Origin of the sequence: Streptomyces sp. R21 (assembly GCF_041051975.1) — a bacterium.
GTDB lineage: Bacteria > Actinomycetota > Actinomycetes > Streptomycetales > Streptomycetaceae > Streptomyces.
Map to the genome: position 1 here is coordinate 1,177,519 of NZ_CP163435.1, position 13,050 is coordinate 1,190,568.

The following is a 13,050-nucleotide window of genomic DNA, read 5'->3' on the forward strand; positions in this document are numbered from 1 at the left end:
CAAGCGCCGGGAGGTCAGGCGGTGTCCCCCGGGTGGGAGCACAGCCCGCCGCGGAAGTTGCTGTCGTACCAGGCGCCCGTCGCGTCGTAGTCCAGATTGGTGCGACCCGGACCGACGCAGCGGTGGTAGCCGCCCCGCGCCCACCGCGTCACCTGGATCCACACGTTGGTGTCGGTCGCGCAATGCTCGTAGTACGCGTGCTCGCCGTTGTCGGCTTCGTTCCAGCCGCAGCCCTGCAGTTTCGCGGTCCCCGACATGGCGCGCTCGGGCGCCGCGCTCGCGGGCGCCGCCACCGCTCCGGCCAGCGCACCGGTCAGCGCTACGGTCAGCGCTACGGCGACCAGTCCGCCGACCAGCCGGCCCGGGCGGGTTCGACGGGACCGGGCCACGAGGATCTGTTCACTTGCAGGCATGTTGCCGTCCCTTCGCTGCGGAGGCCCAGGTCAGGACCCCTCCGTGCACAAGGTGTAACCGGATACGACATCTCGGACACACGCTTCGACAGTGATCGAAAGGTGGGAATGCGCTGAGGCGGGGAAGCGTCAGTGCGTGGCCACGGTCCTTCGGGGGCTGGGCTCACCCGCGCGGCCTACTTCGTGTCGCCGGTGAACTTCGCGGTCGACCAGAAGTAGCCGAGTACCGCGAGTCCGATGCACCAGCCGACCGCGAGCCATCCGTTGTGGCCGATCCCGGTGCCCAGCAGCAGGCCGCGCAGGGTCTCGATGGCAGGGGTGAAGGGCTGGTACTCGGCGATGGGCTGGAACCAGCCCGGCATCGCGTCGACCGGGACGAAGGTGCTGGAGATCAGCGGCAGGAAGATCAGCGGCATCGCGTTGTTGCTGGCCGCCTCGGGGTTCGGGCTGACCAGACCCATACCGACGGCGATCCAGGTCAGCGCCGTGGCGAAGAGCACGAGCAGTCCGAACGCCGCGAGCCACTCCAGCGCGGTGGCGTCGGTGGAACGGAAACCGATGGCCACCGCGACCGCGCCGACCAGGACCACGCTCATCACGCACTGCAGCACACTGCCGATGACATGCCCGATCAGGACCGAGGGCCGGTGGATGGCCATCGTCCGGAAACGGGCGATGATGCCCTCGGTCATGTCCATCGACACGGAGACCGCGGTACCGATCGTGGTGGAACCGATGGTCATCAGCAGCAGGCCCGGAACGAGATAGGCGATGTAGACGGACCGGTCGGCGTGACCGCCGTTGAGACCGGCACTGAACGTGTCACCGAAGATGTAGACGAACAGCAACAGCAGCATCACCGGGGTGAGCAGCAGATTCAGCGTCATGGACGGATAGCGCCGGGCGTGCAGCAGGTTGCGGCGCAGCATCGTGTTCGAGTCGCGGACGGCGAGGGAGAGGGCGCTCATCGGACGGTCTCCTTGGACTGGGCGGGGACGTGGGTGTCGGCGGTCAGGGCGAAGAACACGTCGTCGAGGTCGGGGGTGTGCACGGTCAGCTCGTCCGCCTCGACGCCGGCGGCGTCCAGCCGGTCGAGGATCGCGCGCAGCTCGCGCTGGCTGCCGCCACTGGGCAGTTGCAGGGCGAGGGCCTCGTCGTCCCGAGTGACCTCGCGCAGCGCTGCGGCGGCGTGGCGGTAGGCGGCCGGGTCGGTGAAGCGGAGCCGGACATGCCCGCCCGGGATGAGCCGCTTCAGCTCGTCGGCGGTGCCCTCGGCGGCGATCTTCCCGTCGTGCAGCACCGCGATCCGGTCGGCGAGTTCGTCGGCCTCCTCCAGGTACTGCGTGGTGAGGAAGACACTGACGCCGTCGGACACCAGCTCGCGGATGATCTGCCACATGTTGTGCCGGGAGCGCGGGTCCAGGCCGGTGGTCGGCTCGTCGAGGAAGATGATCCGCGGGTCGCCGACCAGCGTCATGGCCAGGTCGAGGCGGCGCTTCATGCCGCCGGAGTAGGTGGAGGCGGGCTTCTTCGCCGCCTCCGCGAGATCGAAACGCTCCAGGAGCTCGGCGGCGGCCCGCCGCCCCTCCCCCCTGGACAGGTGATGCAGATCCGCCATGAGGAACATGTTCTCCTCACCGGTGATCAACCCGTCCACGGCGGAGAACTGACCGGTGACACCGATCGCGGCCCGCACCGCCTGCGGTGACCTGACGATGTCGTGGCCGGCGACCTGGGCCTGTCCGCCGTCGGCGGTGATGAGCGTGGAGAGGATCTTCACGGCCGTGGTCTTGCCCGCGCCGTTCGGACCGAGCAGCGCGAACACGGATCCGGCCGAGATGCGCAGATCGATCCCATCGAGCACGACCTTGTCGCCGTACGACTTGCGCAGACCGACGGCGGAGATGGCGGCCGGCGCCGGGTGACCATCACCCTGCATGGTTGTGGGCATGACAAATGAAGGCATGGGCCCTCCCGTTCGAAGGCTGAAGTGAGTGACTGGGAGATCGAAGAAGATGAGACGGGTGCGGAGGGGAACGGAGGCGCTCAGGCTTTGGCGCGGAGGACGTCGATGTTGCCCCAGTTGGTCCGAGCGCGGACCTTGACGGTGTCCTCGGTCTGCTCCGGGGTCTCGGACGCAGCGAGTGTGTTGCGTACCTGCCCGCGGTTGGAGCTGACGTCGAGCCAGGCGGCGACGCCCTCGCGGATGCCGACCTCGATGGCGCCGTTGGAGGTCTCCAACTGGATTTCGCCGCCAGCGACTTCGGCGATGCGAAGGTGGCCGTTGGTCGAGGTTCCGGTGACCGACGCCTCGGCGCGTTCGATGTCGATGCCGCCGTTGGCGCCGCACACCCGCAGCTCGCCGGTGACGGCGCCGACGGTCGTGGTGCCGTGCGAGTTCTTCAGGACGGCGGGGCCATCGACGAGGCCGACGCGCACGTTGCCGCTGCTGCTGGTGATCTCTGCCAGGCCCTCGACCCGGTCCACGGTGACCGGGCCGTGCGCCACGGTCAGCGTCAGCGGGCCGGTGGTGTCGAGGCGGACGTCTCCGGTCGAGGTCTTCACACGGACCTCGCCTAGCCGGCCCTCGCCGAGCACCTGGGTCCAGGAGCCGGTCACGTCGACGAGTGAGCCCGTGGGCAGGTCGACCGTCACGTCGACGAGGCCGTTGGGACCGACGAGACTGCGGCGCCTGGGCAGCGTCCTGACGGTCAGGACGCCGCTCGTGTACGTGACCTCGGTCTGTTCGGCGGCTCGCACGTCCTTGTCCCGCTTCGGGTCGCGGGGCTGCACCTCGACGACCGTGTCGAGGCGGTCGCCCGCGGTGAACCGGATGGAACCGGCGGGCACTTGGGCGGTGACCGAGATCGGTTCGGGGGTGTCGAAAGAAGGCATGGCTGTCCCGTCCTCTTGAGTCCTTGGGACGTCCCCGCTGGTGGGACGTGGTGAGGGTGCTGAGCTCTTCTCGAAGGGTGCGGGCGGGGGCTAGCGCACCCAGCCCGTGAAGCTCTGTCCGATGGTGCGGGTCTTCTCCGTCGTACGCGGCCGAGTGCCGCCGTCGACCGCGGCCGACACGGCCCGCACCAGCCACGCGTTCACCGACAGGCCCTCGTGGGTCGCGGCTTCCTCGGCGCGCGCCTTGAGGTGGGCCGGCAGACGCAGGTTGACACGGGCGATGCCGCCCTCGTCGCCGTCGGCGGGCATGTGCGACTTGAGCGGTTCGACGGGCGCGGCCGGCTCCGCGGGGGCAGCGCCGTAGGTGGGCGGCGGTGTCACCACGAAGTCGGGGTCGAGCCCGCGCAGCCGTACGTCGACGGAGCCGGGGGCGAGCTCGCGGGTGATCTCGTCCATCGCGGCGGAGAGCACGTTGAGGAGGGTCAGCCGGGTCGCCGACTCCAGCGGAGCGGTGAGCCGCTCGGCCAGCTCGCGGGCATCTTCCCCACCGGCTTCGGCGGCCACCGCGAGTTCTCGGCGGAGAGTGTCGACGTACGGCGTGAGGTCCATGACGCCATGATGGCACCATCGTGGCGCCATGAGCAAGCCCCCACGGCTTCTCGTGCGGCATGAACGCGGGGAAATCCGGTCTGAACTGCGAAAACGCAAAGTGGAGCGACCTGAGCCACTCTGGTGCCAAGCACACCCGCGCCCTCACGGAGACAGGCAATGGCGCCACATGGCATCACGCAGTGCCACGTGACGCCACCCGACACCACGTGACGCCACCCGACACCATCTGGTACCGGCTGCATCAAACGCTCGTCGTCCAGCTGGACGTCAGCGAGTCCCAGCTCAGCCCCAGGCCCCAACGTCACCGTTGGGTCCCTCGAAGTAGGCGGCGCTCTCCGCGTCCGCCGGGTAGTACGACTCGATCGCGACCTCGTCCAGCGTGATGTCCATCGGGGTACCGAAGGTGGTGATGGTCGAGAACAGCCGCAGTTCTCGACCGCCGATGCGAAGGACCATCGGGATCACGACATCCGATTCGACTGATCGGCTCGACGGGTCCTCGGAGTCGGGATCGAGCAGTTCCTCATAGAGCGCGGTGAGTTCAGCGTCGGGAGCAACGGCGAGCTGACGCCTGATGCGGGAGCGGAACATCACACGCACATCGGCCAGGTTGAGGACCAGCGGGGCAAAACCGCGCGGGTCCAGTCCCAGCCGCACCAGGTTGATCGGCGGCCGAAGCAGGTCGGGATCGACGCCCGCGAAGAAGGGCTCGACCGCGCGGTTGGTCATCACGATGTTCCACCGGCGGTCGAAGGCCACCGCGGGGTACGGCTCGTGCGCACGCAGCACCCTCGCGACCGCGCCCCGGGCCGCCGACAGCGCGCCGTCATCGAGTGGCCGCTCGGCGTACCGAGGTGCGAAGCCGGCCGCGAGCAAGAGCCCGTTGCGCTCACGCAACGGCACATCGAGCTGGTCCGCGAGTCGCAGGACCATGTCGGCGCTCGGGTTGGACTTGCCCGTCTCGACCAGGCTGACGTGACGAGCCGAGACGTCAGCCGCGATCGCAAGATCGAGTTGGCTGAGTCGTCGGCGATGCCGCCACTGCCGCAAGAGCTCCCCGACCGTATGCACGGTGATCGAGGGTACTCATCGTGGAGCCGCACGCCATGAAATCCGACTTCATCGACAACCGTTGCGACCGCGGAAACACTGGCGTCCATGACCACAGACAACAAGAGCATGGTTCAACGGGCGCTGGCGGAACTGATGGAGACGGGCAGCGTCGACGCGCTCGAACCGTTGCTGCGCGATGACTTCGTCCATCACAGGCCGGACTCGACCTCCTCGACCAAAGCGGAATGGCTGGCCGCCGTGCAGGCGGCGCTCACCCCGCTCGCCGATATGCGGGTCGAGGTCCAGCACCTGCTGGCCGACGGTGATCACGTCGTGATGCACTCGCGGCGACAGCTCCCCGATGCCGGGCCGGAGGTCGCGGTCGTCGACATCTGGCGGATCGACGAGGGGCTGGTCGCCGAGTGTTGGGAGACCATCGAGCCGGTGGCCCAGGCAGCCTCCAATCTGGTGTGGTGGGAGCCCGCCGGGCGCTGACCAGCCGTATCCGGTCCGGACCTCAGGGCCTGAGGTCCGCACGCCCCGCCGCCGCGACGACGCGATCCCGCTCCGTGCGCGTGAACAGTCCCTCGGACAGCCATCCGTCCGCGAGGGCACGTACCGCCCGCACGAAGCGGCCGGAGGTGGCGAAGGGAGCCTGCTGCCAGAGCACGTCTAGGAAGGTCAGGCCGTCACCGCGGGCGTGGTTGGACACGCCCGAGTCGGTCTTGCCGAACACGACGACGGGTTCTGAGCGCTTGAAGTAGGCGTGGTAGTTGGCATCGTCCGCTACGTGGAAGGGGGCGAGGGTCAGGCCGTGCGTGGTGAAGTACAGGGGGCGGCCCTCGGGTTGGATCGCGTCGGCGAGACCGCCCCCGAGCGTGAAGTCCTTGTAGAAGGAGAACACACGGAACTGCCGTTCCTGGCTCCGAGCGACCAGCAGGACGGGGCCGTAGAACACCGACTGGACGGCGGGGTCGTCCAGGGCCCTTTCGATGCGAAGACGGTAGGGGGTGGAGATCCGGATCCGGTCGCCACGCTGCCAGGTTCTGCTCAGGGTGAGGTAGCTGCCGGGCACCGCCTCGGCCCGTTGCCGGACCCCGTTGACCGTGACGGTGAACCCCGCCGTGGCCCAGGACGGAACGCGGAGTCTGATGTCGAGGCTGCCGCTGCCCTCACGGATCGTCAGGGTGCGTACGCCCTCGGCCGGGTAGTCGCTGCTCTGATCGACGACGAAGCCCCTCTCCGGCCACCGCAGCGTCGAGGCGAGGTAGAGGTTGACGTACAGGGCGCTGCCGTCGGCGGAGCAGAAGTAGACTGAGTCCTGGTACTTGGTGTGGTTCTCCATGCCGGTGCCGCCGCAGCAGGTGCCGGTGTTGTCGTACTCGCGCACGACGCCGGGGCCCATGCCGACGAAGTAGGTGACCTCCGGGCTGTCCGCACTCGGGGCGTCCCGGCGGGAGGCGAGGATGTGGTTGGTCAGCCCCCGCTCGTAGTAGCCCATGTACGCGGGGTCCTGCTTGTGGAAGAACAACTGCCGGCTCAACTTGAGCATGTTGTACGTCGCACAGGTCTCTGCGTTGTTGTCGCCCAGGGTGGCCGCGATGGCGCCCCGCGCGCGGAACATCTCACCCTGACCCGTACCGCCCAGGCTGTACGTCCGGGGGCCTGCGACCATCCCCCAGAAGTTGCGGGCCGCGGCGGCATACTCCTCCTCGCCCGTGTGGTCGAACAGCCGCACGTAGCCGGTGAACTGGGGGATGTGCTGGTTGGCGTGCCGGCCGTCCAGGATGTCGCGGTCCTCGGCGCAGGCGTCCAGCAGCGTGGTGTTGTCGAAGCAACGGGCCGCCGCGAGGTGCTCCTCCCTGCCGGTGAGGGCGTACAGGTCCGCCAACACCTCGTTCATCCCGCCGTACTCGCCCGCGATGTAGATCGACCACATCCGCTCCAGCTGCGCCTTGGGCAGGTGGCCGAGCCGGCTGTGCACCCAGTCGCCCATCGTCGAGGCGATGGCCAGGGCCTGCGCGTTCCCGGCCAGGGTGTGCGCGTCGAGGAGACCGCGCATGATCTTGTGGCAGGTGTAGTACGGCGCCCAGATCGTGGGGTAGGTCGTGTAGCTCTCCAGCAGGATGAACTGTGTCTCCGGGTACGCCGCCAGGAAACCGGGGTGGCTCGGTTTCGGCGATCCGTGCTCCGCCAGGGCCTGTTGGCACTCGCCGAGCGCTGCGACCAGGTAGTCCAGCTTGGTCTTGAGCGCGGCCTCCCGGGTGTCGGCGTACGCCTGGGCGATCAGGGTGAGGAAGTGGCCGCCGAAGTGGCCGCGCAGATTGCCGTCGGAGGTCTCCCAGCCGCCGGGCGGCTCGGCACCATGGGTGTCCAGTCCGGCATTGGCCCGGAAGACCGCCAGGATGCGGTCGGCCGGGTACGCCCTGGCGTAGTCGAGCATCAGGTCGCGCTTGCGGCGGAAGACGCCGTCGCCGAGTGTCACCTGGTCCAGTGGGAAGGGGCGCACGGCCCAGGCGGGCGGGGCGGGCACCGGAGTCGCGGCCGCCCGGACGGGCACTGCCGGGGGGACCTGGCCGGTCGTGTCGGCGTACGCCGAGGGGACGGCGTACGCGAGCGGGGCCGCGGCCGCGGTCCCGGCGGCGAGTCTCAACAGACGGCGTCGGGTGGGGGGGGTTGGGACATGCTCGGACTCCGATCGTCGGTCATCGGGGGTGGGGGTGCTGTCCGGCGGGGCGGGTCGGTCCGGTTTCACGGCCGGCAGCCACACCCGCATCGTCGAAGGCCCGCGGTTCGCCCAGGAGTGGTAGGGAACCAGGACGATCCCTGTGCGGTCGGCGGGCGGCGCCGTCGCCGTCGTGTCGAGTGGCCGGTACGGCAAGGTCTCGTCGCGTTGTGCGTCGTACTCGGTGATCTGGCCGGCGACGACCACGCTGCCGTCCGGCCCGTCCTCCGGCGGGGCGGACGCGTCCACTCCGATCACGTCGACGTCGTGGCTGTCCGGCAGGTCCACGGACTCGGCGCAGTACACGAGCGGCCCGCGCTGGACGGCCACCGTGCCCCGGACGGCGTCGACGCGCGGGTCGGCCCGGATCCAGCGCGGCCGTACGGGCAGTTCGAGCCGGATCTCGTCACCGGGCCAGAAACGGCGGGTCACGTCGGTCATGCCCGGGGGCACGGTACGGCGGGTCCCGTCCGGGTCGACCAGCCATGCCGTGGCGCCCGCCGTCCACGCGGGGACGCGCAGCGACACGGTCCACGGGCGGTCCGACGGCGACCGGTCGATGCGCACGGTCACGCTGCCGCCCGACGGATAGTCGGTACGGACGCACAGCGCGACCCCACGGCCGCCGGGGAGCGAGGTGGCGATCTCCGCGTCGGCGTACTGGTGCAGCTGCACGCCCTGGTCGTCGGCCGTCGCGAGGTACGCGGGCAGCTGGGCCAGCGTCCGCGCCACATTGGTCGGGCAGCAGGAGACCGCGAACCAGGGCGCCCGCAGGCTCGACTCGGCGCGCGGGCTCACCGCGTCCACGGCGGGCGCGGCGCCCCGGTGGCGTCGGTGCAGGGTGTTGGCGTAGAAGAAGGCGCGCCCGTCCTCCGCCGGGGATGTCGCGACCACATTGAACAGGGTCTGCTCGGCGAGGTCGGCGAAACGCGGCTCGCCGGTGGCCAGCAGCAGCCGCCAGCTGAGCATCACGGAGGCGACGCCGGCGCAGGTCTCCGAGTAGGCGCGATCCGGCGGGAGGACGAAGTCGTCGCCGAAGGACTCGTCCCGGTGGTGCGAGCCCATGCCGCCGGTCAGATAGGTCCGTCGGGCGACCGTCGCCTCCCACTGCCGTACGACCGCGTCGAGAAGGTCGTCGTCCCCCGTCTCGACGGCCACGTCGACGGCGCCGGCCGCGAGGTAGAGGGCGCGGACGGCGTGGCCGCGCAACACCTTGGCCTGTCGTACGGGAAGGTCGTCCTGATAGTAGGCGCGGCCGAACTCACCGTCGGCGAGCGTGCCGTGGCCACGGCGGTCGACGAAGAGCGCGGCCTGGTCGAGGTAGCGCTGTTCTCCCGTCAGCCTGGCCAGTTCCACCAGGGCTGTCTCGATCCCGGGGTGGCCGCAGACGCCCTCGACGCCACCTCGTCCGAAGGTCGCACAGACATGGTCGGCGGCTCGTCGGGCGATCTTCGTCAGCTCGCCCTCTCCCCGGGCCCGGGCCTGCGCCACGCCCGCCTGGATCAGGAACCCGTGGCAGTAGAGCTCGTGGCCCCATTCGAGGTCGCTGTAGCGGGGTTGCTGTCCGGGGTGGCCGAAGGCGGTGTTCAGGTAGCCGTCCGGTTCCTGGGCGGATGCGACGGCCTCGGTGAGCGCGGCGATGTCCGTGTCGAGCGTGCCCGCGGCTCCGCCCTGCCAGGCCATGGCTTCGAGGAGTTTGTAGACCTCGGAGTCGGCGAACTCCCGGCCGCGCCGGTCGCGGTGGACGCGGCCCTGCGCGGCGGCCCGGAAGTTGCCGGTCCAGCCGACGCGTTCCATCCAGTCGCGGCAGTGGCCGAGGGTCGCGTTCTCGTTGGTGTGCCTGCGGCGGGCCCAGAATCCCCCGGTGATCCGGACCTCGTCGAGCCCGAGCGGTCGCAGCCTGCCGCGGGTCGGCGCCACCGGCAGGACGAGTGACCCCGCCGTGTTCTCCCTTGTGTTCTCCTTCACCACTTCATGCCTTCGGATCGTCCCTTCGGTTGTCCGGCCAGGTCGTACGGGCAAGTGGTCCGGCCAAGTCGTCCGCGCGTCGGCCATCAGTCATCAGTCATCAGTCATCAGTCATGAGTGATCGGTCATCAGCCCTTGAGCGCGCCGGACATGAAGCCCCGTATGTAGTGCCGTTGCAGCAGCAGGAAGATCAGGAGGCAGGGCACGGCGAGGACCACCACGCCCGCCTCGGTGGCGCCGTAGTCGACGGCGCCCATGCTCTGCTGCCGCAGGTTCGCGACGGCCAGGGGCAGCGGCGCCTTCGCGCTGTCGGAGATGAGGATCAGCGGTGCGATGAAGTCGTTCCAGGCAGCGAGGAACGCGAAGAGACCGACCGTGATCAGTCCGGGTCGCACGGCCGGGAGGAGGACCCGTCGCAGTGCGCCCGCCGTGCCGCAGCCGTCGACCAGCGCCGACTCCTCCAGTTCGCGCGGCACCGCCTCGAAGGAGATCCGCATCATGAAGGTGGCGAACGGCAGTTGGAACATGGCGAGCACCAGGCTCAGCCCGATCAGCGAGTTCTGCAGGTGGAGTCTGCCGAGCAGTACGTAGAGAGGGATGAGGAGGGTGGCGTAGGGGACCATGAGGATGGCCAGGGTCACCAGGAACAGCAGGTTCTTGCCGGGGAAGTCGAAGCGGGCGAAGGCGTAGCCGCCCAGCAGCGACACTCCGAGGGTCAGGGTGACGGTCAGCGCGGAGACGATCGTGCTGTTGAGGAGGTAGCGCCACAGGCCCGCGTCGTAGTCCAGCAGCGTCCGGTAGTTGCCGAGGCCGTAGCCGGACTCCTGTGCGGTGCCGGGCTGTCCGCTGACGGAGGCCCAGGCGTTCCACAGCAGCGGAAAGAGGAAGACGACGGCCAGACCTCCGGCGACGACGTAGTGGGGCGTACGGCCGAGGGCGCGGGTCAGCACCGTGGTGTCCCTTCCCATGAGCTGCGGCTCATGACTCGTCGGCGCGGCGCAGACCGCGGAACTGGAGGGCGTTGAGCAGGAGCAGGACGGCGAGGACGGTGATCGACAGGGCCGCCGCGGTGCCCAGGTTCAGCCGCTGGAAGGCCTCGCGGTAGATCAACTGGACGACGGTGACGGTGCTGTTGTCCGGTCCGCCCTTGGTGAGGATGAAGAACTGGTCGAAGGCGAGCAGCGATCCGGTCACGCACAGCAGCAGCGTCAGGGCGAGGGACGGCCGCAGCAGCGGCAGGGTGATGGAGCGGAAGATCTGGCCGCGGCTCGCGCCGTCCATGCGGGCGGCCTCGAACACCTCCTGGGGGATGCGCTGGAGGCCCACGAGGAGGATCAGCATGTAGAAGCCGGCGAACTTCCAGACGATGAGGAAGACCGTCGACAGCAGGGCGGAGGTCGGTGTGCCGAGGAAGGACACCGGGTCGTCGACGAGGCCGAGTTTTTCGAGGATGCGGCTGAGCGGGCCGGTGGTCGGGCTGTACAGGCCCCAGAACAGCAGGGAGGCGGAGGCCAGTCCGAGGGCGCCGGGCAGGAAGTAGACCGTACGGAAGAAGCCCGCCCCGGGCCTGGACTCCTGCACCAGCAGGGCGAGGAGGAGGGCGAGGCCGAGGAGTACGACGGTGACGATCACGGTGTAGAGGAGGGTGAAGCGGACCGCGGGCCAGAACAGGGTGCTGTCGGTCGCGTCGGTGTAGTTCTCGGGGGCGTTGAGGCCTCGGTCGCCCGCGAGGAGCGGCCAGTCGCTGAGCGACATCTGCCCGACGAGCAGCAGCGGCAGCAGGAAGAACACCGCGACGAACACGGCGGTGGGGGCCGCGTAGGCGAGACCCTTCACGGTGCGGGACCGCCACCAGGGCAGGGTTGCGCGGGACGGACGGACCCGGCGTTCGGGCCGGGTCCGGGGTTCGGCCGCCGCTGGGTCGGCTGCCTTCACCTGCATGACTCTCCTCTGCCGTGGGACGTGGGAGGGGTGCTGCGAGAGCCGGTGCCGTTCAGTCGGCCAGGGAGGAGCTGACCGCTTTGTTGTCCTTGTCGACGGACGACCCGTTGCCGAAGACGGCGTCGCGCATCAGGGTCAGCCAGGGCCCGTTGGGGTCGTTGAAGGTCTGGCCGAACTTCAGCGCGTACGGGGTGTGGCCGTCGGCCACGAGTTGGTTGATCGTCACCAGTCGCGGGTCCGCCTTGGAGTACTTGTTGGACGCGAGGTCGGTGCGCGCCACCACGTCCTTGTGCGCGGCGACCACGTCGACCTGCGCCTTGTCGCCCAGTGACCAGGCGAGGAAGTTCCAGGCCTGGTCGGCCGACTTGCTGGTGGCGGAGATACCGATGGCGTCACCGCCGACGAAGGTGGACTTGCCTCCGTCGGGTCCGGGGATGGGCGCGACGCCGAGGTCGAGGTTCTTGGGCATCAGTCCCAGGGTGGTCGACGGCATGGGCATGACGCCGACCTTGCCCTTGGGGAAGACCCCGGTCCAGGTCGTGCCCGTCTCCTCGCGCGCACCGGGGGCCACGATGCCGTCCTTCACCCACCCGCGGTAGGTGTCGTAGACCTTCTTGGCGGTGGCGGAGTCGAGTGTCGCCTCGGTTCCGTCCTTGTTGAGCACCTCGTCCCCCGCGGCCCAGATGGACGGCCACCAGGTGAAGACGCCGCAGCCGCCGCAGTTGCCGCCGAAGAAGGTGCCGTTGACGCCGCCGCCGAGCGTGTCGACGGCCCGTGCCTGCTGGTCCCATTCGGCCAGGGTGGTGGGCGGCTTGTCGGGGTCGAGCTTGGCCTTGCGGTAGAGGTCCTTGTTGTAGAAGAGCACCGACAGGTCGAGGGTGTGCGGCACGACGTACTTCTTGCCCTCGTACGTGCCGGCCTTGATGTGCGACTGGGCGAGGTACTTGGCGAAGGGCAGGGCGTCGATGCGTTCGGTGAGGTCGGCGAACAGTCCGCTGGAGGTGTAGTTCGGGACGAACACCACGTCGGAGGCGAAGAGGTCGGGCAGGTCCTTGGAGCCGGCGGCCGCACCGACCTTGGCCTGGTAGTCGTCGGTGGGGACGACGGTCAGCTCGATCTTGTTCTTGTGGCTCGCGTTGTACGCCTTGACCAGCGCCTCGCTCTGCGGCCGGGTCGCCGCACGCGTCCACATCGTCAGCTTCGCACCGTCGTCGACGCCGTCGGCGCCCTCTGCCCCGCTTCCTCCCCCACCGCCCGAGCCGCCCCCCGACCCGCACGCCGTTGCCAGACTCGCCGCGGCGAGCAGGGCGACGGCGCCGGTGACCAGGCGGCGTGCACGTCCACGTGGTCCGACCGTGCTCCCCATGTTCGCTCCCCCTCTTGTCGCGGCAGGCCGTGCGCGGCCTGCCGTCGGTGCGATGGATGCCGATGGCTCTGGTGGCG

At 69.5% G+C, this 13,050-nt stretch carries 11 protein-coding genes; 1 reads left to right on the forward strand and 10 read right to left on the reverse strand.

Annotated elements, in window-relative coordinates; genetic code table 11:
• Positions 1-14: 14 nt before the first annotated feature.
• The 6 genes from AB5J56_RS05560 to AB5J56_RS05585 form a co-directional block, all read right to left on the reverse strand.
• Entirely contained in the window at positions 15-413 is a 399-nt protein-coding gene (locus AB5J56_RS05560; RefSeq protein ID WP_369230631.1) for a DUF6355 family natural product biosynthesis protein, read from the reverse strand.
• A 176-nt stretch (positions 414-589) separates the two neighbouring features.
• Positions 590-1,381 carry an ABC transporter permease gene (locus AB5J56_RS05565; protein ID WP_369230633.1) on the reverse strand — a complete coding sequence of 264 codons (792 nt, stop codon included), beginning with the start codon at positions 1,379-1,381 and terminating at the stop codon, positions 590-592.
• On the reverse strand, positions 1,378-2,364 hold the full coding sequence (locus AB5J56_RS05570; RefSeq protein ID WP_369242365.1) for an ATP-binding cassette domain-containing protein: 987 nt from the start codon (positions 2,362-2,364) through the stop codon (positions 1,378-1,380). The genes AB5J56_RS05565 and AB5J56_RS05570 overlap by 4 nt, the downstream gene beginning before the upstream one ends.
• A 95-nt stretch (positions 2,365-2,459) precedes the next feature.
• Complete coding sequence (locus tag AB5J56_RS05575) at positions 2,460-3,308, reverse strand: DUF4097 domain-containing protein (protein ID WP_369230634.1); 849 nt, start codon at positions 3,306-3,308, stop codon at positions 2,460-2,462.
• Between the two features lie 90 nt (positions 3,309-3,398).
• On the reverse strand, positions 3,399-3,917 hold the full coding sequence (locus tag AB5J56_RS05580; protein WP_369230636.1) for a toxin-antitoxin system HicB family antitoxin: 519 nt from the start codon (positions 3,915-3,917) through the stop codon (positions 3,399-3,401).
• A 285-nt stretch (positions 3,918-4,202) separates the two neighbouring features.
• Entirely contained in the window at positions 4,203-4,991 is a 789-nt protein-coding gene (locus AB5J56_RS05585) for a helix-turn-helix domain-containing protein (protein WP_369230638.1), read from the reverse strand.
• Positions 4,992-5,078: 87 nt separating this feature from the next.
• Between AB5J56_RS05585 and AB5J56_RS05590 the strand changes: the two genes are divergently transcribed.
• On the forward strand, positions 5,079-5,468 hold the full coding sequence (locus AB5J56_RS05590) for a nuclear transport factor 2 family protein (RefSeq protein WP_369230640.1): 390 nt from the start codon (positions 5,079-5,081) through the stop codon (positions 5,466-5,468).
• A 22-nt stretch (positions 5,469-5,490) separates the two neighbouring features.
• Here the strand turns inward: AB5J56_RS05590 and AB5J56_RS05595 are convergent, their stop codons facing one another.
• The 4 genes from AB5J56_RS05595 to AB5J56_RS05610 form a co-directional block, all read right to left on the reverse strand.
• Positions 5,491-9,666 (reverse strand): glycoside hydrolase family 127 protein, encoded by a 4,176-nt coding sequence (locus AB5J56_RS05595; protein WP_369230642.1) that lies wholly within the window; start codon positions 9,664-9,666, stop codon positions 5,491-5,493.
• A 128-nt stretch (positions 9,667-9,794) separates the two neighbouring features.
• Positions 9,795-10,616, reverse strand: a complete 822-nt coding sequence (locus AB5J56_RS05600) for a carbohydrate ABC transporter permease (RefSeq protein WP_369242367.1) — start codon at positions 10,614-10,616, stop codon at positions 9,795-9,797.
• Between the two features lie 28 nt (positions 10,617-10,644).
• Positions 10,645-11,607 carry a carbohydrate ABC transporter permease gene (locus AB5J56_RS05605; RefSeq protein WP_369230644.1) on the reverse strand — a complete coding sequence of 321 codons (963 nt, stop codon included), beginning with the start codon at positions 11,605-11,607 and terminating at the stop codon, positions 10,645-10,647.
• Positions 11,608-11,659: 52 nt separating this feature from the next.
• Complete coding sequence (locus tag AB5J56_RS05610; RefSeq protein WP_369230646.1) at positions 11,660-12,973, reverse strand: sugar ABC transporter substrate-binding protein; 1,314 nt, start codon at positions 12,971-12,973, stop codon at positions 11,660-11,662.
• Positions 12,974-13,050: the final 77 nt, after the last annotated feature.

What these genes read in the sequence shown, in the direction of transcription:
- AB5J56_RS05560 (WP_369230631.1), bottom strand. Translation starts at nt 413, where the DNA reads ATGCCTGCAAGTGAACAGATCCTCGTGGCCCGGTCCCGTCGAACCCGC.
- AB5J56_RS05565 (WP_369230633.1), bottom strand. Translation starts at nt 1,381, where the DNA reads ATGAGCGCCCTCTCCCTCGCCGTCCGCGACTCGAACACGATGCTGCGC.
- AB5J56_RS05570 (WP_369242365.1), bottom strand. Translation starts at nt 2,364, where the DNA reads ATGCCCACAACCATGCAGGGTGATGGTCACCCGGCGCCGGCCGCCATC.
- AB5J56_RS05575 (WP_369230634.1), bottom strand. Translation starts at nt 3,308, where the DNA reads ATGCCTTCTTTCGACACCCCCGAACCGATCTCGGTCACCGCCCAAGTG.
- AB5J56_RS05580 (WP_369230636.1), bottom strand. Translation starts at nt 3,917, where the DNA reads ATGGACCTCACGCCGTACGTCGACACTCTCCGCCGAGAACTCGCGGTG.
- AB5J56_RS05590 (WP_369230640.1), top strand. Translation starts at nt 5,079, where the DNA reads ATGACCACAGACAACAAGAGCATGGTTCAACGGGCGCTGGCGGAACTG.
- AB5J56_RS05605 (WP_369230644.1), bottom strand. Translation starts at nt 11,607, where the DNA reads ATGCAGGTGAAGGCAGCCGACCCAGCGGCGGCCGAACCCCGGACCCGG.
- AB5J56_RS05610 (WP_369230646.1), bottom strand. Translation starts at nt 12,973, where the DNA reads ATGGGGAGCACGGTCGGACCACGTGGACGTGCACGCCGCCTGGTCACC.